This is a genomic window from Streptomyces sp. NPDC048295, from assembly GCF_040652135.1.
Lineage (GTDB): Bacteria > Actinomycetota > Actinomycetes > Streptomycetales > Streptomycetaceae > Streptomyces.
Window position 1 is genome coordinate 48636 of the sequence record NZ_JBEZLL010000041.1, and the last position, 23908, is coordinate 72543.

General features: G+C 70.1%; 20 protein-coding genes and 1 pseudogene. 11 read left to right on the top strand and 10 right to left on the bottom strand.

What is annotated here, in order from left to right; genetic code table 11:
* Positions 1-5: 5 nt before the first annotated feature.
* Positions 6-1847: an MFS transporter gene (locus AB0D53_RS38325; protein WP_362453989.1), complete on the bottom strand. Its 1842-nt coding sequence runs from the start codon at positions 1845-1847 to the stop codon at positions 6-8.
* A gap of 598 nt (positions 1848-2445) precedes the next feature.
* Entirely contained in the window at positions 2446-5067 is a 2622-nt protein-coding gene (locus tag AB0D53_RS38330) for a D-alanyl-D-alanine carboxypeptidase (protein ID WP_362453990.1), read from the bottom strand.
* A gap of 181 nt (positions 5068-5248) precedes the next feature.
* On the opposite strand from AB0D53_RS38330, the gene AB0D53_RS38335 reads away from it, so the two are divergent.
* From AB0D53_RS38335 to AB0D53_RS38345, 3 genes are all read left to right on the top strand, one after another.
* On the top strand, positions 5249-5971 hold the full coding sequence (locus AB0D53_RS38335) for a GPP34 family phosphoprotein (RefSeq protein ID WP_362453991.1): 723 nt from the start codon (positions 5249-5251) through the stop codon (positions 5969-5971).
* Positions 5972-6250: 279 nt separating this feature from the next.
* A complete protein-coding gene (locus AB0D53_RS38340) occupies positions 6251-7120 on the top strand; it encodes a helix-turn-helix transcriptional regulator (RefSeq protein WP_362453992.1) in 870 nt (289 codons plus the stop codon).
* Positions 7121-7399: 279 nt separating this feature from the next.
* On the top strand, positions 7400-7606 hold the full coding sequence (locus AB0D53_RS38345; RefSeq protein WP_329816079.1) for a DUF397 domain-containing protein: 207 nt from the start codon (positions 7400-7402) through the stop codon (positions 7604-7606).
* A gap of 141 nt (positions 7607-7747) precedes the next feature.
* Here AB0D53_RS38345 and AB0D53_RS38350 read toward each other — a convergent pair whose 3' ends face one another.
* Entirely contained in the window at positions 7748-8587 is an 840-nt protein-coding gene (locus AB0D53_RS38350) for a hypothetical protein (protein ID WP_362453993.1), read from the bottom strand.
* Positions 8588-8667: 80 nt separating this feature from the next.
* Here AB0D53_RS38350 and AB0D53_RS38355 point away from each other — a divergent pair, with 80 nt between their 5' ends.
* A complete protein-coding gene (locus AB0D53_RS38355) occupies positions 8668-9450 on the top strand; it encodes an SDR family oxidoreductase (RefSeq protein WP_362453994.1) in 783 nt (260 codons plus the stop codon).
* Positions 9451-9902: 452 nt separating this feature from the next.
* A complete protein-coding gene (locus tag AB0D53_RS38360) occupies positions 9903-11549 on the top strand; it encodes a sodium:solute symporter family protein (protein WP_362453995.1) in 1647 nt (548 codons plus the stop codon).
* 49 nt (positions 11550-11598) lie between these two features.
* Here the strand turns inward: AB0D53_RS38360 and AB0D53_RS38365 are convergent, their stop codons facing one another.
* The gene (locus AB0D53_RS38365) at positions 11599-12714 is read right to left on the bottom strand and encodes an ADP-ribosylglycohydrolase family protein (protein WP_362453996.1); all 1116 of its coding nucleotides are present in this window, start codon (positions 12712-12714) and stop codon (positions 11599-11601) included.
* Positions 12715-12923: 209 nt separating this feature from the next.
* Here AB0D53_RS38365 and AB0D53_RS38370 point away from each other — a divergent pair, with 209 nt between their 5' ends.
* Positions 12924-13568, top strand: a complete 645-nt coding sequence (locus AB0D53_RS38370) for a dihydrofolate reductase family protein (RefSeq protein WP_362453997.1) — start codon at positions 12924-12926, stop codon at positions 13566-13568.
* A gap of 28 nt (positions 13569-13596) precedes the next feature.
* Here AB0D53_RS38370 and AB0D53_RS38375 read toward each other — a convergent pair whose 3' ends face one another.
* The gene (locus AB0D53_RS38375; RefSeq protein WP_362453998.1) at positions 13597-14862 is read right to left on the bottom strand and encodes an MFS transporter; all 1266 of its coding nucleotides are present in this window, start codon (positions 14860-14862) and stop codon (positions 13597-13599) included.
* Positions 14863-14959: 97 nt separating this feature from the next.
* On the opposite strand from AB0D53_RS38375, the gene AB0D53_RS38380 reads away from it, so the two are divergent.
* Entirely contained in the window at positions 14960-15439 is a 480-nt protein-coding gene (locus AB0D53_RS38380; protein ID WP_362453999.1) for a MerR family transcriptional regulator, read from the top strand.
* A 6-nt stretch (positions 15440-15445) separates the two neighbouring features.
* On the opposite strand, the gene AB0D53_RS38385 is transcribed toward AB0D53_RS38380, so the two are convergent.
* Positions 15446-18028 (bottom strand): bifunctional FO biosynthesis protein CofGH, encoded by a 2583-nt coding sequence (locus AB0D53_RS38385; RefSeq protein ID WP_362454000.1) that lies wholly within the window; start codon positions 18026-18028, stop codon positions 15446-15448.
* A gap of 117 nt (positions 18029-18145) precedes the next feature.
* Positions 18146-18619, bottom strand: a complete 474-nt coding sequence (aac(6'), locus tag AB0D53_RS38390) for an aminoglycoside 6'-N-acetyltransferase (RefSeq protein ID WP_362454001.1) — start codon at positions 18617-18619, stop codon at positions 18146-18148.
* Between the two features lie 255 nt (positions 18620-18874).
* On the opposite strand from aac(6'), the gene AB0D53_RS38395 reads away from it, so the two are divergent.
* Both AB0D53_RS38395 and AB0D53_RS38400 read left to right on the top strand, forming a co-directional pair.
* On the top strand, positions 18875-19825 hold the full coding sequence (locus AB0D53_RS38395) for an SDR family NAD(P)-dependent oxidoreductase (RefSeq protein WP_362454002.1): 951 nt from the start codon (positions 18875-18877) through the stop codon (positions 19823-19825).
* A 232-nt stretch (positions 19826-20057) separates the two neighbouring features.
* The gene (locus AB0D53_RS38400) at positions 20058-20720 is read left to right on the top strand and encodes a M15 family metallopeptidase (RefSeq protein WP_362454003.1); all 663 of its coding nucleotides are present in this window, start codon (positions 20058-20060) and stop codon (positions 20718-20720) included.
* 27 nt (positions 20721-20747) lie between these two features.
* Here AB0D53_RS38400 and AB0D53_RS38405 read toward each other — a convergent pair.
* Positions 20748-20843 (bottom strand): annotated as a pseudogene (locus tag AB0D53_RS38405) (IS630 family transposase); the annotation flags it as partial.
* Between the two features lie 399 nt (positions 20844-21242).
* Here AB0D53_RS38405 and AB0D53_RS38410 point away from each other — a divergent pair.
* Positions 21243-21704, top strand: a complete 462-nt coding sequence (locus AB0D53_RS38410; protein ID WP_362454004.1) for a S1 RNA-binding domain-containing protein — start codon at positions 21243-21245, stop codon at positions 21702-21704.
* A gap of 89 nt (positions 21705-21793) precedes the next feature.
* On the opposite strand, the gene AB0D53_RS38415 is transcribed toward AB0D53_RS38410, so the two are convergent.
* Both AB0D53_RS38415 and AB0D53_RS38420 read right to left on the bottom strand, forming a co-directional pair.
* On the bottom strand, positions 21794-22228 hold the full coding sequence (locus AB0D53_RS38415) for a DUF4267 domain-containing protein (RefSeq protein ID WP_362454005.1): 435 nt from the start codon (positions 22226-22228) through the stop codon (positions 21794-21796).
* A 215-nt stretch (positions 22229-22443) separates the two neighbouring features.
* Positions 22444-22890, bottom strand: a complete 447-nt coding sequence (locus AB0D53_RS38420; RefSeq protein WP_362454006.1) for a DUF1772 domain-containing protein — start codon at positions 22888-22890, stop codon at positions 22444-22446.
* A 91-nt stretch (positions 22891-22981) separates the two neighbouring features.
* On the opposite strand from AB0D53_RS38420, the gene AB0D53_RS38425 reads away from it, so the two are divergent.
* Positions 22982-23560: a TetR/AcrR family transcriptional regulator gene (locus AB0D53_RS38425; protein WP_362454007.1), complete on the top strand. Its 579-nt coding sequence runs from the start codon at positions 22982-22984 to the stop codon at positions 23558-23560.
* The last annotated feature ends 348 nt before the right edge of the window (positions 23561-23908 follow it).

Consider the following 23908-nt stretch of genomic DNA (forward strand, 5'->3'; position numbering starts at 1 on the left):
GAACGTCAGCGCAGCTCCTCCGGGCACGGTGTGCCGGGTGACAGCTGGTAGGGGGCGGCCAGCCGGTACACACCCGGCCGCGGTGCGAGCAGCTCCGTCCACTCGTCGCCGTCCGCGTCCTCGTCGACCTTGAACAGACAGCCGTTGGTGTTGACGAAGGTCCGCGGAGTGCTCTCGTCCGTACGCTGCTTGGACTCCTCGGTCTCCTGCGGTCGCTCGACGCCCTTGCCCTGCTCGTCGACCACGGCGAGCCAGCGCGAGTAGGGGATTCGGATCAGGATCCGGCCCGGCTTCTTCACATGGATGGTCAGCTCGCCCGCGCCGGCCCGGTCCACCGTGGCCGGCGGATCGGCCAGCGGCACCGGGCTGTCCACCTCGAAGAGCCGCCAGTTGGCGTCGGACCACACCGGCTTCAGATACGGCAGCCCCTCGTCGACCAGCTCCGCCTCCTGCACCGCGCCGCTGGAGTCCGGCGTCCCCTTGGGCAGCACCACGTAGTGCACCGCCCAGCGGTCGAGCCACTCGCGGTAGTTGGCGCGGTCCAGGGTGTCGTCGTAGAAGAGCGGGTTGCGCTCCATGTCCGCCTGCCGGTTCCAGCCCCGGGCCAGGTTGACGTACGGCGCGAGCGCGGAGGCCTCCCGGTGGCTGCTCGCGGGCACGACCTCGACCCTGCCCCGCTCGGCGCCGACCTGTTGCAGCTCATTGACCAGCGGGGCCAGCTCACGCGCCCAGGAGGCGGTGGGGGCGGTGCGGACGATGTCGTCGACGCCCTTGAAGCCGATCCAGAAGTTCAGCCCGGCGAACGCGATGATCAGCGCGTACCAGCGCCGGGAGCGCGGTGTGGTGTACGGCAGCGCGGCGAGGAACACCACTCCGGCGAACAGCATCGCCATCCTGGTGACGTTCGACCCGATCTGCGAGTCGATCACATAGGTCAGCAGCGTCCCGACGCCGTACACGGCGGCCGCGGTGCGGACCGTCTTCCAGTCGCGCGGCACGAGGACGAAGACGAGGACCGAGAAGAGGAACGGCAGCGAGAGCGTCGCGATGGACATGGGCTGCGTACCGGAGAACGGGAACAGCCAGGCGGACAGCGCCACCACCGCGACCGGGGCCAGCCCGATGGCGTACGCGCCGGGGCGCCGCTTGTTCAGGAACAGTGCGGCGGCGACCACGCCCAGGAACAGCCCGGCCACGGGGCTGCTCGCCGTCGCGAGCGCGGCGAGCGGCGCGGCGACGGCCGCCTTCGCCCAGCGCTTGTACCGCCAGCGGTACGGCCAGCAGAACACCGCGGCCGTCGCACCCACCGCGAACATCATGCCGAGCCCGAAGGTCACCCGCCCCGACAGCGCGTTGCACAGATACGCGAACGCCCCGGCGAGCGAGCAGGCCAGCGGGTTGCGGACGGCCCGGACCCGGACCAGGATCAGCGCGGTCAGCGCCGCCGACACGGTCCCGGCGACCATCATCGTCGTACGCACGCCGAGCACCGACATCAGATACGGCGAGACGACGCTGTACGAGACGGGGTGCATGCCCCCGTACCAGGCGAGGTTGTACGCCGTGCCGGGGTGCCGGCCGACGAATTCGGCCCAGGCGTCCTGGGCCGCGAGGTCGCCGCCGCTGTTCGCGAAGAAGAAGAACCAGAGCAGGTGGGTGACGGCTGCGACGGCCGTCGCGATCAGGACGACGCGGCCCGCTTTCCCGAACCAGAAGCTCTCCTGCGGGGAAGGGCTCGACCCTGCCGAATCGGGCGCAGGTGTGCGCAGCCCGGAAGACGACGCGTTCGGGCGCCCGTCAGGGGTGGCGCTGCTGCCGTCCTCATGCGTCGACTCAACGGCAGTCACTACAGATCTCCACGTCTTTCGTCCTACCGCCACGATGCCCGTTACGCCGACAAGGCCGGCAGCCGGAGGGACGCCTTTTCGAGCCCCGTAGTTGCCCTGGCCACCGAACAGGCACTCCCCCACTCGCCGGATGTCCGATCCAGGAAGTCGGCCGACCAGGATCCCCCCTTTCGCCGACCTCACTCGCCGTACAGGCTCTGTGAAGATCGTCTACTTGGAGGGGTACTGCGCATGCGCAAATCCCGTGCCATCACCCTGACCGTTGCGGTTGGCGAACGGCGATTCGAACTGTGTTGTGACCATACGAGCAACCGCTGGCGGAGCTACCCTAATGCACGCCAAAGTCGGAGTGGAGGGCGGAAGCCGGAAGCCGGAAGCCGGAAGCCGGGCGAAGCAACCACACCTCCCGCGCCGGGCCCGTCCGCGTCGCAGCGAACGGCGAACCGCGAACGCGTGATGTGGGACGGCGGCATCAACGAGGCGTCCTGCACGAGCGGCTGGGGACACTGCGGCCGGCTGCACCACACACACTCCGGAGCCGGACAACGGAACGGGCCCCGACGCCAAGAAGCGACGGGGCCCGTTTTCCGTGCCTCGCTCAGCCGATACGGGTCAGCTTGTCCCCGAAGGTCGGCTCCGTCATCTCCGACTGGAGCGTGACCGGAGCGGAGACCTTGCCGGTACCCGTGCCGACCGTCACCTCGCCGACCGTGGTGCCCGCCTTCGCGGAGTGCGGGATCGGCTTGTCGCCCGCTCCGATCTTGAGACTCACGGTGAGCCCTCCCCAGCCGATCGCCTTGAGGTCCTTGGTGGAGACCACGGGGGTCCGGCCACCGAGTCCGTCGTCGACATACCCGACGACATCGCCCTTCTTGACGACAGCAGCGGAAACGACGCCCTTCTGGGCGGCCTTGATCAGCTTCAGGCTGTTCTGTATGGCTCGCTGCAGCTTGGCATCCAGGGTGCCGTCCAGCTGGGCACCCATCACCGCACCGACGATCCGGCGGCTCTTGCCGTCGATGACCGTGTCGGCCGCCCAGACCAGGTTGCCGCCGGCCGGAGTCGAGGAACCGGTCTTGATGCCGCTCACCCCGGGCTCCAGCAGGATCACGTTGTTGTTGTAGATGGTCTTGCCGATGCCCGGGATGTCGGCCTGCGGCATGTTCACGATCTCGCGGAAGATGTCGTTCTGCATGACCGCCTTGGCCAGCTTGAGCTGGTCGGCGGGCGTGGACCTGGTGGAGGACTCCAGACCGCTCGGGTCCGTGTACGTCGAGTTCGTCATGCCGAGGTCCTTGGCCGCCGCGTTCATCCGCTCGACGAAAGCATCCTCGGTCTTGGCATCCCAGCGTGCGAGCAGCCGCGCCACGTTGTTCCCGGAGGGGATCATCAGCAGCTGCAGCATCTGGCGCTGCGTGTACTTCTGCCCCTCCTGGATCGGAGCGGTGGACTCGTCCGGGCGGTTGGCTTCCTCTCCCGCCTTCTTGTCGACCTCGATCAGGCCACCGTTCTGCTTACCGGTGATCGGGTGGTCCTTGAGGATCACGTACGCGGTCATGATCTTCGCGACGCTCGCGATCGGCGCAGCCTTCTGGTTGCCGTACGTGCCGAGCGAACCGACGCCCTCGACCTCGACCGCACCCTGCCCTTCACCGGGCCACGGCATGTCCAGCTTCCCACCACCGAAGGTGTATGTGGGGTCCACGGAGAGCGCCAGGGTGGGTGCAGGCAGTGGACGTACTGCCTGCACGATCGCAAAGACGATCAGCAGGAGCAGGACCAGCGGGGTCCAGATCTTGACCCTGCGGACGGCGGTGCGGACCGGCGTCTCCGGCGGCGGGGGCGTGTTCGTCAGCTCGGCCAGCAGGTCGAGCGGCGGCCTCGGCGGCATCGGCTGCTGCGTGGTCCGCTCGGCGGGGGTCAGCGCAGCGGGGGCGGGAGCGGGGGCGGCGGGTGTCTCGGGCTTGCGGGGCGCGGGCGCCGTCGCCGGCCGTGCTTCGTCCCCGCGCAGCGGTACGAACTTGCTGGTCCGCTCGGCGGCGGACTCGGCCTTGGAGTCGGTCTTCGGCTCCGGCTTCGACGGCGGCGGGGTGATCTTCAGCGCGGTGGTCGGCTGGTCGCCCCGGGGCGCGGTGGGCGCCCGGAAAATGGCGGTCGGCTGATCGATGCCCTGCTTGTCGCCGGCGTTCTTGGCGTCGCCGGCGTTCTTGGCGTCGCCAGCGTTCTTGGCGTCGCCAGCGTTCTTGGCGTCGCCAGTGTCCTTGGCGTTCTTGGCGTTCTTGGCGTCGTCTGCCTCGTCGGCGTCCTCAGCCTCGCCGGACTTCTTCGCCTCGCCGGACTTCTTCTCCTCGCCGGAGGAAGCCTTGTCGCCGGACGGCTCGTCATCGGACGACTCTTCCGCGTCCTCGTCCGCGTCCTCGTCCGCGTCCTTGCCCGCGTCCTTGCCCGCGTCCTTGCCCGCGTCGCCGGCATCGTCGGCATCGCTCGACGCAGCCGCCGCGTTCTCCGGTGCGTCGTCCTCCGAGACCTCGGCCTTCGCGTCCTCGGCCTTCGCGTCGCCCTCGTCCGCCTCGTCGTCCTTCGACACCCAGGCGGCAACGGCCGCGCGCAGCCGCGCGTCGCCTCCCCCGGCGCCGTCAGCGCCGTCAGCGCCATCAGCGCCATCAGCGCCATCAGCGGCCTCGGAGCCGGCTGCGGGCTCCGCCGCACCCTCCTCGTCCGCTGCCGCATCCGCGGACTCAACCGCATCCGCGCCCTCAGAGGCCTCAGGCGCCTTCTCCGGACGCTCCGCGCCCTTCGCGACTCCCCCGGTCTCCGCGGCCTCCTCGGCGCCCACAGCGCCGCCAGGGCCCTCGGTCCCGGCCTCCGCGTCCGCCGACGGCTCCGCATCGCCACCGCGCTCCGAGCCGTCACGACCCTCGGCGCTGTCGCCACCCTCGTCGTCCCCGGCACTCTCGCCGTCCCCGGACGGCTTCGTACGGAAGACAGCCGTCGCCGTGTCCGCCTTCACACCCTCGGCGCTCTCGCCACCCTCGTCGTCCTCGGACGGCTTCGTGCGGAAGACAGCCGTCGCCGTGTCCGTCTTGGTGCCGGCCGCATCTTTGGCGGACGGTTCACGGAAGACGGCAAGCCGCGGATCGCTTTCGCTCGTAGCCGTCCCCGACGACTTCTGCTGCTCCGACTTGTCGGGGGACTCGCCCGCCACCGATGCCTCCTCCATGCGGCACGGGGGACACCCCCCGCGCTGTCCGAACCATCTACCAGTGTCCCGTGTGAACCACCGGCCCGGCTGCTAGACGAGAACGACATACCTACTGGTTCCCATACAAAGCACCCAGGCACCCTCGACAGACCAATGTGAGAGGGGTCACCCTGTCATTCATCCACGCGGGGAGGCATGGATGGGCAGGAGCCGCAGAACAATTCCGGAGGAGCTTCTGCTGCTCGCTCTGGACCCGACCACGGGTACCACAGCGCAGCCGCAGTCGCTCGACCTCGGCCTCGCCGGGGCGCAGCTAGTGGAGCTGGCTCTGGCAGGACGGATAGCCCCTGACGGGGATCGTATCGCCGTGGTGATGCCACGGCCGACAGGAGATCCGACTCTGGACTCCGCACTGGAACTGCTGCGGCGACGCGGCAGCCCGGTTCGGGCGGTCCACTGGATCGGCGGGCCCCGGCTGGGGCTGCGTCAGATCTACCTCGCTCATCTGGAGCGGTGCGGCATGGTGCATGCCGTGGCGGGCCAGATGTGCGGGGTGCTGCCGACGACTCGCTACCAGGCGACGGACACGGCAATCAGCCGGGACATCAGAGCCAGGCTGGACAGTGCGATCCGCACCGGTGTACCGCCGGACCCGCGGACCGCGGCGCTCGCCGCGCTGGCCCACGCGGTCGGACTCGGCAAGCACCTGTACCCCGGGAACGAGGGGCGTTCATCACGCTCCAGGCTCCGGGACCTGATCAGACACGACCCCATGGGCGGACTCGTGGCGCACGCCGTGATGGACGTCCAGAACGGGGCGGTCGCACAGCCGCGCCGCAACCAGGCGGCCGGAGTTCCGTTGCAACCGCAAGTGCAGTCGCAGTCACGCCGCGGCAGCATGGCGCAGACCGCGGTCCACTAGACGCATCAAGCCCCCGGGGCCGTAAGCACCGCAGCACCGCAGCACCGACACACCCCAGCACCGCCGCGCGACCGCACGGACGCACGGCAGCACCGACCGAATACCGCCGCACCGTCGTCCCCAAGACCCGGTTCGGGAGCCGCACCACGCGCGGGGCAGCCACCACCATGGCTGCCCCGCGCGCCTGCGTGTGGCCGTTTTCCAGCGCGGCCGGGGGAAGTGGTGGCAATCTGCTCAGCAGTAGATACGCACAGCTACACAGCCGGAGGTGCCGTTTCCGTGCCGTCCAACGTCAATCCCACCGTCAGGCGACGCCGGTTGGGCCAGGAATTGCGCCGACTGCGCGAGCTCAAGGGCATGACGGCCGAGGAGGTGGCGGAGCGGCTGCTGGTCTCGCAGTCGAAGATCAGCCGCCTGGAGAACGGCCGCCGCTCCATCAGCCAGCGCGACGTCCGCGACCTCTGCGGGGTGTACGAGGTCGACGACCAGCGGATCGTCGACTCGCTCATGCAGATGGCCAAGGACTCACGCCAGCAGGGTTGGTGGCATGCCTTCGGCGACATCCCGTACAGCGTCTACATCGGTCTGGAGACCGACGCCGAGTCGCTGCGGGTGTACGAACCCCAGGTGGTCCCGGGCCTGTTGCAGACCCGGAGTTACGCCGAGGCGCTGATCAACGGAGCGCTGCCGGAGGCCCCGCCGTCCGAGATCGACAAGCGCGTCAGCGTCCGGGCCCGCCGCCAGGACCGCATCACCGACCCCGAGCACCCGCTGCGGCTGTGGGCGGTCATCGACGAGTCCGCGCTGCGCCGGATGGTCGGCGGCAGGCAGGTGATGATCGAGCAGCTGGAGCAATTGGTCGAGCTGTCCCATCTTCCGCACGTGACCGTGCAGGTGCTCCCGTTCGAGATGGGCGCGCACCCCGGAATCAACGGGCAGTACGCCATTCTCGAATTCCCGGACGCCGCGGACTCCAGCGTCGTCTATATCGAAGGCGTCACCAGCGATCTCTATCTGGAAAAAGCCCACGATGTGCAGCGGTACAGCGTCATGTACGAGCATCTGCGGGCGCAGGCGCTGAATGTGGAGCAGACGCGCCACTTCATCACCGAGATCGCGAAGGGGTACACCGGACTCAGCACCGACTGAGCGCCGAGTGGGCACCGACTGGGCACCGGTCGATTACCGGCTGAGCGGTGCGGCACCCCGGCCCGACCCGCAAAGTCCGGATTGCGGAAAATGAAGTGATGTTACGGGAGGGGCGGCGGTAAGGTACACCGCCGCCCGACCCGAGCGGAAGATGTATCTGACATATACCACTCGGTCGAGTGAACGCCCCCTTCGGCAAAGGAACTTGGCGAGTAGCGTCGATCACACCAACCGGAACCCGTTGGTGTCATTCACGCGACTCTTTGAACCGGAGTGAACATGGCCATTCGTCAGGGTGCTACGGACAAGTGGACGAAGTCCTCGTATTCCGGGGGCAACGGCGCCTGCGTCGAAGTCAAGTCCCCTCTCACGCAGGCAATCGACGTACGCGACTCGAAGGCCCCCGAGGGCCCCTCGATCACGTTCGTCCCCGCCGCATGGAACGCATTCGTGCGCGATGTCGGCATGGGTGCCGTCGACGCCTGATCAATCGTTTTTCCCGCTCGCATCGCGACGCCGGTCCTGGTGTCGCCGTCAGCCCTCTCGACCGGTCCGCCGTCCTGGCCGAGGGGGCTCGGTGCCCGGCCCGGCGGACAGCCGGGCGTCCGGAACACCGGAGCCCCGTGCTCAGCGCAGCCGGTCGACGTACAGATCGGTGCCCGGCACCGTCGGGATGAACGGCGCCACCAACTCCACCCGCCCCAGGCCGGATTCCGCGACCGCCGCGTCGAGTCCGCCGAAGTGGTCCGCCCAGCACTCCCCCGGGTCCTCCTGGAGGAACCACAGCAGGGTCAGCCGGGTGTCGACGCCCTCGACCTGCTTCACATAGCTCATCCGGTCTCCGGGCAGCGGCGTGGGACGGAAGACGGTCACCATCGCCGCCGGAGAGCCGGCCAGCCGCTTCGGCAGATGACGCGAGCGCAGCCACTCCAGCAACTCGGCGCGCCCCTCGGCCCCTTCGGCGTCGATCACTTCGAGAACCAGCCCCCGGTAGGGGTGGTCCAGTGCGTGGAAGTCCCGGGGCCCCGCCGCACCGTCCCGGTAGACCGTCGCCTCGTGGTCCTGGAACGCGGTGAACACATGGGTCCGGCCCTGGTGGACCCGGCCGTCCCGGTTGAGCCTCTTGTTGATGCCGACGGTCCACCTCATGTGGTCGTCGTAGCGCCCCTCCGTCACCCAGTACGTCGACAGGTAGCAGCCGGCCGTGACGGGCTGCGCGACGGCGGACGCCTCCGGGTAGCGCAGTTCCTGGAGCTCCCGGGTGGCCACCCAGCGCCGCCCGGCGGACATCCAGGGCATCGCCATCGCGCCCGCGTAGTAGTGGTCGTCCTCGTACCAGCGGTTGTACGCGTACTCCTGGCCCGGGTGCGGTTCGACCATGGTGATCAGCGCATGGCCGGGATGGACTCCGTACGGCCCCAGCGCGGCCAGTTCGGCGTAGGTGTCGCTCCGCGTCTCGTCGCTCATGCCGTTCCCCTTCCGTACTCCGCAGCGGCGTCCTACTCTGACGCCCCGTCAGAAGAACTGCCAGAGCCGGGAGGCCGCCGATGTTGCTCGCGGGGAAGACCGTCATCGTGTCGGGGGTGGGCGCGGGCCTCGGACACCGGGTCGCGGCGGCGGTCGTGCGGGACGGCGGCAACGCGGTGCTCGGCGCGCGCACCTCCGGGAATCTCGCCAGGACCGCCGCAGAGGTCGACCCGGACGGCCGGCACACGGCCGGGCTGGCCACCGACATCACCGACGAGGCGCAGTGCGAGGCGCTCGCCGCGCTGGCGCTGGAGCGGTTCGGGCGGATCGACGCGGTGGTCCATGTCGCGGCCTGGGACAGCTACTTCGGCGGGATCGAGGACGCCGACTTCGCCACCTGGCAGTCGGTGATCGACGTCAATCTGCTCGGCACGCTGCGGATGACCCGCGCCTGCCTGCCCGGCCTCAAGGAGCGCGGCGGCTCGGTGGTGATCATAGGTACGCAGTCCTCGGTGGCCGCGCCGTCCCAGGTCCAGCAGGCGGCGTACGCGGCCTCGAAGGGGGCGCTCACCTCGGCCATGTACTCCATGGCGCAGGAGCTGGGCCCGCACCGGATCAGGGTCAACACGGTGCTGCCGGGCTGGATGTGGGGGCCGCCGGTGCAGGCGTACGTACGGTTCACGGCGGACAGCGAGGGGGTGCCGGAGGCCGAGGTGCTGGGCAGGCTCACCGAGCGCATGGCGCTCCCGGAGCCGGCCACCGACGGCGATGTCGCCGAGGCCGTCGCATTCCTGGCCTCGGACCGGGCGCGGGCCATCACCGGGCAGTCGCTCCTGGTCAACGCGGGCGAGCTGATGCGGTAGGCCCGATGCGAAGCTGATGCGCCAGGCCTGATGCGAAGCTGGTGCAGCAGGCCCGATGCGAAGCTGGTGCAGCAGGCCCGATTCGATGCCGATGCAGTAGGCCCGAGACGAAAACTGATGCGGCAGGCCTGATGCGATGAGCCTCCCCTTCTCCGCCGCACGGGACCCGCATCCCGTGCGGCGTTCCTCGTTGCCCTCTGCACACCCTGACGAAGTGCCCGCTCATCGTGTGTCCGCCGTCACGTCGGCGACAACGACCGCGTAAGTCAAGAGCAAGCAAAATTGTTCGACTTACTGATCTGCGTTCACATCCCTGACCGTGAAAACCTTGACCCCGGTACCGGACAGACGGTTCAATCCCCGATGTCCCCGCTCCCGCACGGGGCCCCGCTGAACGGCCGTACTGACGAAGTGCGCACCCCGTTCACAAGGCGGACCCCTGGAGGGGGCACATGAACAGTCTCGACTGGGTCGTGCTCATCGGCTACTTCGGCGTGATGATCGCGATCGGGATCTGGTCCCACAAGCGCGTGGACAACGTCAGTGACTTCTTCACCGCGGGCGGCAGGATGCCGTGGTGGCTCTCCGGAATCTCGCACCACATGTCCGGCTACAGCGCGGTGATGTTCACCGGGTACGCGGGCATCGCGTACCAGTACGGCGTCACCTCCTTCGTCACCTGGTCGCTGCCGATCGCCATCGGCATCGGCATCGGCGCCCAGCTCTTCGCTCCCCGGCTCAACCGGCTGCGCTCGCGGCTGCACGTCGCCTCGCCGCTCGAATACCTGAAGAACCGCTACAACATCCCGACCCAGCAGGCGCTCGCCTGGTCCGGGCTGCTGCTGAAGATCGTGGACGTCGGCGCCAAGTGGGCGGCCATCGCCACCCTCCTGTCCGTCTTCACGGGCATCTCGATCACCCAGGGCATCTTCATCACCGGCTGCATCACCGCCGTCTACTGCACGGTCGGCGGTCTGTGGGCGGACGCGCTGACGGAGCTGGGCCAGTTCGTCATCCAGCTCCTCGCCGGTGTCGCGATGCTCGTCACCGCCATGAGCGAACTCGACGGCGTCAGCACCCTGTGGACGGTCTGGGACAAGCTGCCCGAGGGCCACACCGACCCGACGGCCGGCCCGTACACCGTGACCTTCCTGCTGGCCTATCTCTTCATCAAGACCTTCGAGTACAACGGCGGCATGTGGAACCAGGCCCAGCGCTACATGGCCACGGAATCCGCCGCCGCCGCGAAGCGTTCGGCCCGGCTCTCCGCCGCGCTGTGGCTGGTCTGGCCCACGGTCCTGTTCTTCCCGATGTGGTGCGCCCCGCTGCTGGTCCACGCGCAGAAGCCGGACGCCTCGGACAGCTACGCGCTGATGACCGAACAGCTGCTGCCGCACGGCCTGTTGGGCCTGGTCGTCGTCGGTTTCTTCTCGCACACGATGGCCATGTGCTCCTCGGACGCCAACGCCATCGCGGCGGTCTTCACCCGGGACATCGCCCCGGTCCTCTCCAAGGCGGCGCGCGACTGGGGCAGCCGGGCCGGGCTGCTGGCGGCGCGGCTGTCCACGCTGGGCTTCCTCGGTCTGTCGATGGCGCTGGCCACCCAGATCAACTCGCCGACGTTCAAGGACATCATCTCCGTCGTCATCAAGTGGGTCGCCGGTCTGATGGGGCCGATCGCGATCCCGTTCATGCTCGGTCTGCTGCGCGGCTTCCGCAGGTCGGGACCGACGGCGGCGCTGGTCAGCTGGGCGGCGGGGCTGCTGGCGTTCTACTTCACCAACTACGACTTCGACGGTTCGGCGAAGACGGATGTCGCGCTCCAGTACCAGGTGGCACTGCCGCTGGCGATCTCGCTGGTCCTCTACGTCGCGATCGGCTTCATCAGGCCCGAGGACACCCCGGAGCGCGACGCGGTCATCGAGCGGATCAACTCGGACGGGGACGGGGACGGGGACGGCCCGGCGGGCGGTGTGGCGGGCGCGGCCGGAGCGACGGTGCCGGCCCAGGCCGGTCCGGGGCACACGGCGGTCACCGAGAACATGAGGGACGTGAAGGGCGCGAAGGACGTGAAAGGCGTGAACGACGTGACGGAGTGACGCCCGCCGCTCGACGGGGCGAGGACGGGGCCGGCATGGGCGGTACGTGTCAGGCGCGCGGGTAGCGGGCCAGCCAGCCCGGTGCGGCGGCCGACGGGCTGTGCAGGGCCGGCCCCTGCGTCATCTCCATGGCGAAGTCGTCCGCCAGCTCCAACACCGTTGCCCTGCCCTCCAGTTCGGTGAGCCAGGCGGGCGGCAGCGCGGTCTCGCCGTGCAGCGCGCCGAGCAGCGCCCCGCACAGCGCCCCGGTGGCCGCGGAGGGCCCGCCGTGGTTGACGGCGAGCCGCAGCCCGTGCCGTATGTCCTCGCCGACCAGCGCGCAGTACACGGCGACGGCGAGGACCTCCTCCGCGGCGTCCGTGGCCCCCAGCGACTCGATCAGGGCGGGCCCCGGAATGCCCTGGCGCACGGTGCCGAGGGCCTGCTTCAGCGCCTCGGTGACCGGTTCGTGCCCCGGGCGCTCGGCGAGCAGGCCCAGCGCGTGCTGCACGGAGCCGTCCAGGGTCTCGCCCCGGGCCAGGCCGTGCACCATGACGGCGAGGGCGCCCGCGGAGAGCAGCGCGGTGGGGTGGCCGTGGGTCTGGGCGGCGCACTCGACGGCGAGCTGGAGGACGAGCTGGGGTTCCCAGCCGACGAGCAGCCCGAACGGCACCGACCGGGTGAGGGCCGCCGAGTCCCGCGCCTGGGGGTTCTTGGGCTTGTCGAGGGTGCCCATGGTGGCGTCGCCGAATCCGGTCAGGCATTCCCGGGTCGGGCCCCGGCGGGCGTACAGCCACTCCTGCTGGGCGAGCCAGCCGTTGTCCTCGCGGCGTTCGTCGGGCCCCCAGTCGTGCTGGGTGGCCGCCCACCGCAGATGGGCCCGGTGCACATCGGTGGGCGGGTGCCAGGCCCCGGTGTCGCGGCGGACCTGGGCGCGTATCAGCCCGTCGACGGTGAAGAGGGTGAGCTGGGTGAGGGCGGTGACGGTGCCGCGTCCTCCGTGCACGGGGACCAGGTCGGTCAGGGCGTCGGCGCCGTGGGCCGTCCGGATCTCTTCGAGCGTGAGCCCGTCGACCCCCGCACCGAGCGTGTCGCCGATGGCCCCGCCCAGCAGTGCGCCGCGCACCCGGCTGCGGAAGTCCTGCTGCTCGGCCCGGCCCCACACAGCCGTGGTCCCTGTGCTCACCGTGCCCCTCCCCCGTCGGCCCGAGATCCGGCCCGCCTGTGACTGCGCAGCACTGTAATCGAACGGGAACCGTCGGTAGAGGCCCCGGAATCGGGTACGCGTGGGTATGTGCGCAGTTGGCCGAGAGAAAAATACTGGCGGGTTCCGGCGATGAGTTCGAGGGGTCCTGGGAGTCTCTCCTCCGTACCGACAAGCACAGGAGGAGACCCGTGACTCAGCTGCTGAGAGTCCAGAACTTCAATGTTTCGAGCGACGGATTCGGCGCCGGCGAGAACCCGAGCCTCGAACGGCCGTTCGGCGACGCCGATCCCGGGGCGATGTTCTCCTGGGCCGGGGCCACGGCGAGCTGGCCCATGCGTACCGACCCCGGTGGCAGCCGTGGCCTGGACGACTACCTCACGCGGGACTACGCACGCAATATCGGCGCCGAGATCATGGGCCGCGGCAAGTTCGGGTTCCAGCGCGGGCCCTGGGAGAACCTGGACTGGCGCGGCTGGTGGGGCGACCAGCCCCCGTTCCGCACCCCGGTGTTCGTGATGACCCACCACGAGCGCCCTTCGTTCACGCTCTCCGACACCACGTTCCACTTCGTCGACGCCGACCCGGCCACGGTCCTGGGACGGGCGCGGCAGGCGGCGCAGGGCAAGGACGTCCGGCTCGGCGGCGGGGCCACCACCATCCGGGAGTTCCTCGACGCCGACCTCGTCGACACCTTGCATGTGGCGGTCTCGCCGGTGGAGCTGGGCTCCGGGTCACGGCTGTGGAAGTCGCCCGACGAGCTGCTCGACCGTTTCCACCTGGATGTCGTGCCCAGCGCGAGCGGGGTGACGCACCACCTGTTCTGGCGGAAGTGACCCCGGTCCGACCGCCGCGGACGGCTCCTCAGCCCCTGTCCGCGGCGGCCGGGCGGACCGGCCGGTCGTGCCCCGCGCGCAGGCTCGCCACGGTGCTCAGCAGCAGGACGCCCACGAAGGCGAGCAGGGGCACGGTCCAGGTGTCCGTGACGGCGTGCAGTACGGACGCGGTGACCGGCCCGGCGGCGGCGATCAGGTAGCCGCCCGTCTGCGCCACCGTGGACAGCGCGGCGACGTGGTCGTGGTCCCGGCCCCGCTTCACGTACAGCACTCCGGCCACCGCCTGGCCGCCCCCGAGGCCGATGCCGAGCACGAGCGCCCAGAGCGCGGGGGCGCTCGCGGGGGCGGCGAGCAGGCCGGCGTACCCGAGCGCGCAGATCAGGAGAACCGCGAAGAGGTGCGGGCGCTGGTCCGCGCGGGCGGCGGCCAGGACCGGGGTGAGGAAGCCGCCGATCGCGACGCCGAGGATGAACAGGGACTGCATGCCCCCGGCCGTCCCCTCCGCGACCCCGGCGTCCACGAGGATCGCGGGCAGCCAGGCGAGGGTGGTGTAGAAGAGCAGGGTCTGGAGCCCGAAGAAGGCGATCAGGCTCCCCGCGAGGCCCCTGTCACCGCCCCCGAGGACGCCCGCGCGCACCGGGGCCGGCCCCGTACCCCGCTCCACGCCCCGCTCGGCGTACCGCAGTTGGGGCGCCATGCCGAGCGCCGCCAGGGCCGCGGGGACGACGGCGAGCCCGATCGCGGTCCGCCAGGAGTGCCCGGACGCCTCCCACACCGGCACCATCAGGGCGGCGACGAGCGCGGAACCGGCCCCCATGGACAGCGCGTAGACCCCCATCATCACGCCGACCCTGCGGGGGTCGAACCGGCTGCGCACGAACACCGGGATCAGTACGTTCACGACGGCCGTCGCGATGCTGACGAGCACGGTCCCGGCGAACAGGCCGGGCAGGCCGAGTATCCGGACGACCGCCCCGGCGAGCAGCAGCGCGCTCGCCCAGAACAGGCCGCGCTCCTCGCCGAGCCGCCGCCGCGCGGTGGCCGCGAGCGGGGCGAACAGGCCCATGCAGAGCGGTGGCAGCAGGCCGAGCAGGGTGAGCGTCCCGGTCCCGAACCCGGCCACCGGGGCGAGCGGCCCCAGCTGCCCGAACGCCACCCGGGTGTTGAGGCTGAGCAGGACGAAGCCGGTGACCAGCAGCGCGGCGGAGGCGGCCCCCTTGCGGGCGGGACGCGGCGGAGCCGGATCGGCCGCACCGGACGGGTCGGTGACGGGCACGGGAACAGGTGCGGGCACGGGCACGGGGGACCTTCCTGAGGTGGACGACCTACCCCTTCAGCCTTCACGCTCAAGTAAGCTTGAGCGCAAGTGGGGGCGTCGGCCGGAGGTGCCCATGAAGGACCTGTACTCGATCAGCGAGGTCGCGGAGGCGTTCGGGATCTCGGTGGCCGCCCTCCGGTTCTACGAGGAGCGCGGCCTGGTCCGGCACAGCGAGCGCCGGGGCCGGGTCCGCCACTACACCCGCGAGGATCTGGCCGCTCTCGCGTACGCACAGCTGTGGCACGAGGACGGTCTGCTCACGCTCGCGGAGACGAGTGCGATCGTCGACAGCGAGCACGTCGCGGACCGGCTCGCCCTCATCGTCTCCCAGCGGGACGCGATGCTGGACCGGATGGCGAAGCTCGAACGCGCCGTGGCCGTCCTCACCCACATGCTCGGCTGCCGCACCGACAAGGCCCTGGACTGCCCGATGACCGGGGCGTACATCCGGGGCCGGGTCGACGCGGCCCTCGACGGCACGCCGCACACGACGGACTTCTGGCCCGCGCCCGGCCCGGACACTTCTTCCGGACCGGACGCCCCCGCCTCCTGAGCCGCCTCAGTCCGGCAGTACGGGAAGCAGCTCCGGAAGGTGCCCGTCGGACTCCTCGGCCGCCGCCACCCGCTCCGCGGGGACCTCCCCGTACAGCGTCGTACGCGGCTTCGCCGGGCGCCCCGCGAGTTCCGCGATGGCGACCAGGTCCTGGACGGAGCGGTACGAGCCGTAACCCGACCCGGCCATCCGGGAGATGGTCTCCTCCATCAGCGTGCCGCCCAGGTCGTTGGCGCCCGAGCGCAGCATTTCGGCGGCGCCCTCCGTGCCGAGCTTGACCCAGCTGGTCTGGATGTTGGTGATGTGCGGGTGGAGCAGCAGCCGGGCCATGGCCGTGACGGCCCGGTTGTCGCGGTCGGTCGGGCCGGGGCGGGCGATGCCCGCGAGGTAGACCGGTGCGTTGGTGTGGATGAACGGCAGTGTGACGAACTCCGTGAAGCCGCCGGTCTCCTGCTGGAGCCGGGCCAGGGTCCGCAGGTGGCCGAGCCAGTGGCGGGGCTGGTCGACGTGCCCGTACATCATCGTCGAGGACGAGCGCAGGCCCACCTCGTGGGCGGTCCTGATGACTTCCAGCCAGGTCGCGGTCGGCAGCTTGCCCTTGGTGAGGACCCAGCGGACCTCGTCGTCGAGGATCTCGGCCGCCGTGCCGGGGATCGAGCCGAGCCCGGCCTCCTTCGCGGCGATCAACCAGTCACGGATGGACATGCCGGTACGGGTGGCGCCGTTGACGACCTCCATGGGCGAGAAGGCGTGCACATGGATGCCGGGGACGCGCTCGCGCACCGCCCGCGCGATGTCGAAGTACGCGGTGCCGGGCAGGTCCGGGTGGATGCCGCCCTGCATGCAGACCTCGACCGCGCCGACGTCCCACGCCTGCGCGGCCCGGTCGGCGACCTGGTCCAGGGAGAGCGTGTACGCGTCGGCGTCGGTGCGCCGCTGGGCGAAGGCGCAGAACCGGCAGCCGGTGTAGCAGACATTGGTGAAGTTGATGTTCCTGGTGACGACGTAGGTGACGTCGTCACCGACCACGTCGCGGCGCAGGGTGTCCGCGATCCGGCACAGTTCGTCGAGGGCCGGGCCGTCCGCGTGGAGCAGGGCGAGCGCCTGCTCGTCGGTGAGCTTCGTCGGGTCGTCGGCGGCCCGGCTCAGCGCCTCGCGCACATCGGTGTCGATCCGGGACGGGACCATGCCGGGCGCGGCGGCCTCGCGCAGCGCCTCCCAGTCCCCGTACACCTCGTCGAAGTCCTCGCGGCGGTCGCCGGTGCGGCCCTCGGTGTCGATGGTGCGGTACAGGTCGGTGCGGCCGCCGGCGCCGAACTCCTCGTCGGGTTCCTGCCAGGGCAGCCCGGCGGGGACGGCGCCTTCGCGGGCGAGTCCCGTCTCCGGGTCGGCGAGGGCGCGGACGTGCGGGAGGAGGCGGGGGTCGAGCCACGGTTCGCCGCGCCGGACGAACTCCGGGTAGATGGTGAGCCGTTCACGCAGTTCGAAACCCGACTCGGCGGTCCTCTCGGCGAGTTCGTCGATGTGCGGCCAGGGCCGCTCGGGGTTCACATGGTCCGGGGTGAGCGGCGAGACGCCGCCCCAGTCGTCGATCCCGGCGCCGATGAGCAGCGCGTACTCGGCGTCGACGAGGTTCGGCGGGGCCTGGATGCGGGCGGACGGGCCGAGGATGTGCCGGGCCACGGCGATGGCGGCGGCCAGCTCCTCCAGCTCGGCGTCCGGCATGCCGCGCATCGCGGTGTCCGGCTTGGCGCGGAAGTTCTGGACGATGACTTCCTGGATGCCGTGGTAGGCGCGGGCGGTCCTGCGCAGCTCGAAGAGGGAGTCCGCGCGCTCCTCGTAGGACTCGCCGATGCCGATCAGGATGCCGGTGGTGAACGGGACGTTGGAGCGCCCCGCGTCCTCCAGCACCCGCAGCCGCACGGCCGGCTCCTTGTCCGGGGACCCGTGGTGGGGGCCGCCGGGCTCGGACCACAGCCGGGTCGCCGTCGTCTCCAGCATCATGCCCATGGACGGCGCGACGGGCTTCAGCCGCTGGAGGTCGGTCCAGCTCAGCACGCCCGGGTTGAGGTGCGGGAGCAGCCCGGTCTCCTCCAGCACCCGGATCGCCATGGCGCGTACGTAGGCGAGGGTGTCGTCGTACCCCTCGGCCTCCAGCCATTCCCTCGCCTCGGGCCACCGGTCCTCGGGCCGGTCACCGAGCGTGAAGAGCGCTTCCTTGCATCCCATGGCCGCGCCCTTGCGGGCGATGTCCAGCACCTCGTCGGGCGAGAGGAACATCCCGTGCCCCTCGCGCCGCAGCTTGCCGGGCACGGTGACGAAGGTGCAGTAGTGGCACTTGTCGCGGCAGAGCCGGGTGAGCGGGATGAAGACCTTGCGGGAGTACGTGATCACCCCCGGCCGCCCCGCCGCATCGAGGCCGGCGTCGCGCACCCGGGCGGCCGAAGCGGCGAGGTCGGTCAGCTCCTCCCCCCGCGCCTGGAGCAGAACGGCGGCCTCGGCCACATCGAGAGCGACACCGTCGCGGGCCCGCTTGAGGGCACGCCGCATGGAATTGGTCGTCGGACGTCCGCGCTGAGGATCGGTCATGAACCCGAGCATACGAGCGGGGCCCGCGCCCCGGACCAGGGCATCTGCCGGGCACGGCCGCAGGGCCAGTCGGGGCTGCCGCGTGGCGGCGGAGCCCCGGCGGCACGGCCGTCCGCGTCAGACCAGCTCGTCCGCGAGCAGATCCATCAGCAGACCGTCCTGCCAGGTGCCTGTCCGGTGGTCCCGCCAGTACGCCCGCATGATTCCCACGGGTTTGAACCCGACCTTGCCGTAGCAGCGGATCGCCGCGGAGTTGGCCGCGGCCGGATCGATGGTCAGCCGGTGATGACCGCGTTCCCGCACCAGCCACCGGGCCAGCGTGCGCACCGTATCGGTACCGAGGCCCTTCCCGTGGTGCCTCGCCGTCAGGAAGATGTCGATGCTCGCGTGGCGGAACTCGGGATCGGTCTCCTCGTCGAACTGGACGGCGCCGATGACCTCGCCCTCGAAAACGACGGCCAGCATGCGCTCGTAGCCGTCCGGGGGCGACCACCACGCCGCGACTTCCGGTTCCCTCACGACTCTTTCGAGGATCTCGCTGTCGCCGTCGGCCACCGGCCGCAGCTCGACCTCGTCCCCACGCAGCTCCATGCCCTCATCCTCCCCGAGGAGTACGGAGAACGACGCTCCGCAGCCTGCGGCCCATCACGTGATCCGGGCCCGGAACAAGTCTGCACCGGGCGTGGCGCAGCAGTCTTCTCGCTTTCCGCGGTTCTCCGGAGGGATGTCGGAAGCCTGTCGGCGGTGAGCGTGACCTGTCGAGGGTCTGTCGGTGGAGGTTGCGACCTTGGGCGGGTCGGTGTTCCCCATGAGCACGCCGCCCCCGAACGCAAGGAGTCCGTCATCGTGTCTTCCGCATCCCAGAGCCGGCCGTGGGACGTGCACCGGCTGCCGTCCGCCGAGGGCAGGAACTTCCTGGTCACCGGGGGCAACGCAGGGATCGGCTATTTCGTCGCGGAACAGCTTGCCGCCACCGGTGCCGTCGTCGTGCTCGGCAGCCGGGACGCCGCGAAGGCCGACGCCGCCATGGCCTCGATCCGCTCGCGCGTCCCCGGGGCGCGCGTGCGGCAGCTTCGGCTGGACCTCGCCGACCTGCCGTCCCTGAAGGCCGCCGTGGACGGGCTGGACCTCGATCGTCTCGACGCGGTGGTCCACAACGCGGGGGTCGCGCTCGACGACCCGCCGCGTCGGGAGACCGGGGACGGCCACGAGCTGATGTTCGGCACGAACCACCTCGGCCACTTCGCGCTCACCCAGTGGCTGGCGCCCGTACTGTCCGCGGCGCCGGCGGGCCGCATCGTGACGGTGGGGAGCTTCGCGGCGCGGTCCGAGCGGCTGGACCTGGACGATCTGCAGTCGACCCGGGACTACCGGCCCAAGCGCACCTACGGCCGGTCGAAGCTGGCGCAGATGTGCTTCGGCTTCGAACTCGATCGCCGCCTGCGCGCCGTGGGCAGCACGGTGCTCAGTGTGGTGGCCCACCCCGGCGGCGCACTGGACTCCCTCACCCCGTCCCGCCCGCCGGTACGCGTGACAACCCCCGGCCAACGGCTGCGCGCCTTGCCCGCCGGCCTCCTGGTGCAGGGCAAGGAGGCCGGAGCATGGCCCGTCGTCCGTGCTGTCCTTGATGCGGAGGTGCAGGGAGGGCAATTGTGGGGGCCCCGGGTCTTCGGCCTGCGCGGCACACCACGGCGTGAGCCCGTCCCGCCCCACATGGCCGATCCAGCCGTCGCCGCTCACCTGTGGGCCGCCGGCGTCGAGCTGGCCGGCACAGAGACGCACCTCGGTTTCCGGTAGGTACGGAGCCGCGCCCGGGTCGTCCGTCCGATGGCCGGGCCACGGTGTTCGGCCCCGCCGGCCACGCACTCCATCCTCGTTGTCGCGACACGGCAAGGCTGTGCCAAGGACGACACGGACAAGGACTGGAACGACACCGTCGTCCGGTTCACGTGGTGGGCCCCTCCCGTGGCCTGGTTAGTGCCGTGACCGGGAAGGTTCGCCGGGGCGGGTCCTGCGGAATGATCGCGTCATGACTGAGATCGTGTTGATGTCGGACGCGAAAGTCGCTGCCATACCTGTTGCTGAGTGCGGTGAACGTCTTGTGGACGTCCGCCGCGGCGACTCGCTGTTGGTCGATACACGCGAGCAGGATCCGGCAGACGTCTTCGCGTACCTGCGGGAGGGCGTGCTGGAACGGCTGGTCAAGGCCCAGGCAATGCTTCCGCAGGGCTTGCGGCTGCTGTTCGTTGAGGGGTACCGGCCTCCTTCTCTTCAGCGGAAGTACTTCGAGGAGTACTCCGATCAACTGCGAGCTGCCCACCCCGATTGGTCCGCCGAGCAGATCCACTCGGCGGCGAGCCGCTATGTGTCACCACCCGGCATTGCTCCGCATAGCGCTGGCGCAGCTGTCGACCTCACCCTGGCTGACGCCGACGGGCACGAACTGGACCTGGGCACGCGCATGAACGCGGACCCGGAGGAGAGCGAGGGCGCCTGCTACACCCATGCCGCCAACATCAGCGAGGAGGCCCGCACCAACCGGAAACTGCTGGGCACTGTGCTCACGGCCGTGGAGCTGGTGAACTACCCAACGGAGTGGTGGCACTGGTCGTTCGGAGACCGCTACTGGGCCTTGATCACAGGAGAGGCCGCTGCCCTCTACGGTCCGAAGGAGATTGACCCGTGCTGCTGACCAACCCGACCTTGCCGGGCTGACCGGTCACACGACGGCGGGACTCCCACCCCAGCGGATGCCTTTCTCCCTGCGGACACGGGCGCGTTCGCGTCGTTGGGCGCCCAGGACGTCGGGGTGGCGCATGGCTTCCCATGAGAGGCTGGACGGTATGGGGGCAGTGCCGGACGATCAGGCTTCTCGGGATTTCCTGGCCGGGATCCACGTCGGTGACCTCTGCAGCGGGACGGTCGCAGAGATCACGCGGTCTCAGGGGGTGGCGGTAACCCTGGACGGGTTCTCTGCGCGCCCGCTGGGGACCGTCCGGCGGGCAGACGTCTCCTGGCGTTGGAACCTGGCTGGGGCCGTGGAGGTCGGCCAGCGGATAACCGCTGAAGTGACGGCCGTTGACCCGGACGAGGGCCGGGTCCGACTGGCGATGACCGCCACCGAGAACCCGGAACTCTGGGCGTTCCTGACATCGCGTCGGCGCGGAGAGATCCTTCCGGCACAGTCGCGGCGATCGAACGGTTCGGCGTGTTCGTGTCGCTGGACAACGGCCCTGACCACCCGATCTTCCCCGGCGTCGGGTTCATCACGGTCGCCGAACTGTCGTGGCAGCATGTCGAAGCGATCTCGGACGTCGTGCGGGTCGGGCAGCACGTCTCATGCGAGTTTTTCCAGTTCGACGACTGGAACGGAGAGGCAAGGCTGTCCTTGAAAGCGATGCAGCCAGACCCTTTTGCAGCGTTCGTCGAAGGGACTGCGGTGGGCCAGAAGCTGCAAGGACGGGTTACCAGGCTGGTCCCGTTCGGCGTCTTCGTTCAGGTCGCCGACAGCATTGAGGGACTGGTTCATCTTCGAGAGCTCACCTGGACGCCTGTGGAGACTCCGGAGGACGTCCTTCAGGTTGGCGAGGAGGTCACGGTCGTCGTCACCGAAATCGACCGACAACGGCGCAGGCTGCTTCTCTCCCGACGTCAGGCCTCACCCGACCTCCGGTGACACTTGCGTGTCGCGCCGTTTTCCCCTGCGCGAGTGCTCCAGTCCCACAGCCTGCGCGGTGAAGGCGAGGCCGCTCCAACCTGGTGAACCTATGCGGTCACAGCACTAGGCGGGGCGGGCGTTGCCAGAGCGGTCGCGACCTTGCGGGTCTCGCGCATCATCAGCAGCCCGTTGACCACCATCAGTGTCGCGGTCAGGCCGTGGATGCCGAGCGCGGTGGCCACGGAGCCGTGGTGGGCCAGCACGGTGGCCATGTCGCCGTACGCGGCGAGGGACTCCACCAGCAGCACCCAGCCCAGCGCCCGGCGGTGGCCCGTCACCAGCAGGACGCCCAGGACCAGGGCCAGGACGACGTCGCGGATTCCCTTGATGATCAGGAAGCCGTCGCCGTCGCCGGACGGCCGGATCGGCAGGCCGAAGCCCGGCGCCGTCGTCTCCGGGCTCAGGATGAACTCCGTCCCGAACCAGAGGATGAAGAGAATGAAGGCGGCGGCCAGGACGGTGTTGGTCATCTTCAGCGACATTGATCTTCTCCTTGCGATTCTTGGCCAATTTGGTGAGCGTCGTGGAGCTTGCCGAGTCGTGCAGAGCCCGATCAGGCCGCGCGGACGCGGCCGATCGAGGGGCGTGGCTCGTCGGGATCGCAGTTGTGGGAGGTGAGCGGCAGCTGTTCCCCCCGACAGGACGAAAGCTGTCGGCATTCAGCGGCAAACCAGCGCATGTCAGAACGACTTCGACATCAGGCGAGGGCGGCGACCAGCAGGGCGAAGGCGCCGATGAGGACGGCAACGCGGGCGTAGTGCCAGCGGTCCCAGCGGTTCATCAGCTTCTTCCAGTCCTCGGGCCGGTTCTCCGGGGTCCATGTCTTGCCCTGGTTGTTGATCGGGACGAGCAGCAGCAGCGACATGATCACGCTGACGATCAGCAGTCCGGCGGCGGTGACGACGAGTCCGGTGCCGTGGTGACCCCATCCGACAATGGCCCAGACCGCGGCGAGGACGACCGAGCCGATGTACCAGAACGGCATCACGGCGCCGAGCATCCGGCCGCCGTGGCTTCGGCCGAGCTGGCCGGCGTCGCCGGGGAGGGCGTCGAGGATCCGGTTGATGACGAAGGCGACGGAGAACTCCACCCCCACCAGCAGGCCGACGACCACGGTGGTGACGACCTCAAGTGCGTCGAGCATGACGACCCCTCCAGATATCTAGCGTTGCTAGCTGTCGAGGTAACGCTAGTACTACTGCCGCTCCATTGTCTAGCGGTGCTAGGATCGAATCATGTCGGTACAGGAACGAAAGCAGCGGGAACGAGCGGAGCGCGAGCGCCTCATCGTGGCGACGGCCCGTGAACTCGCCGAGCAGCAGGGCTGGGACGCGGTCACCACGCGCCGGCTCGCCGAGCGCATCGAGTACAGCCAGCCCGTCCTCTACAGCCACTTCCGCGGCAAGCGCGAGATCATCGGCGCCGTCGCCCTCCAGGGCGCTGCCGAGATGGCCGTCGCGTTGCGGGCCGCGACCGCCGCCGCGGACGGTCCGCGCGCCCGGGTCACCGCCCTCGCGCGTGGCTACCTCGACTTCGCCGAGCGCAACCCGGCGGTCTACGACGCCCTGTTCCAGCTCGACGGCGGCCTGGCGTACGCACAGGAGGACACCCCGGAGCCCCTCAAGGACGCCTTCGCCGCCCTGCTGGAGTGCCTCGGCGAGGTCGCCGGGGACGGCGTCCACCCGGCGCTGTTCACCGAGGTGTTCTGGGCGTCCCTGCACGGGATCGCGACCCTGACCCGGGCGGGACGGCTGCTGCCGGAGGACAGCGAGCAGAGGGTGGAACTGCTGGCGGACCGCCTCGCCGTGCTCTGACGCGCCGTCCCGGCGGGTACGCAACCGGGGCCCTCGGGCCCCGCTGCTGCCTGCCCGCGGCATCGCTTCCGGTCACGCGCGCGCCCACATGGCGCAGCCGCAGAAGAGCACCTGCTCGACACCTGCGGCCAGGCGCTGACCGTCGCCGTCCGGGGCAGCCCGCCGACACGGTGGCTGTCCGCTCGACCGGTTCCAGGGCCCACGCGAATGCGCGCTCCGCCGACTCCCGCGCTGGTCACTCCCCCACCTGACGCCTGGTCAGGTACAGGCTTCTGAGCTGGGGTTTGTGAAATCCAACGCCGTTTCATGGAACCGGATCGCTGAGACAGAACCTGGACACTCGCGGGA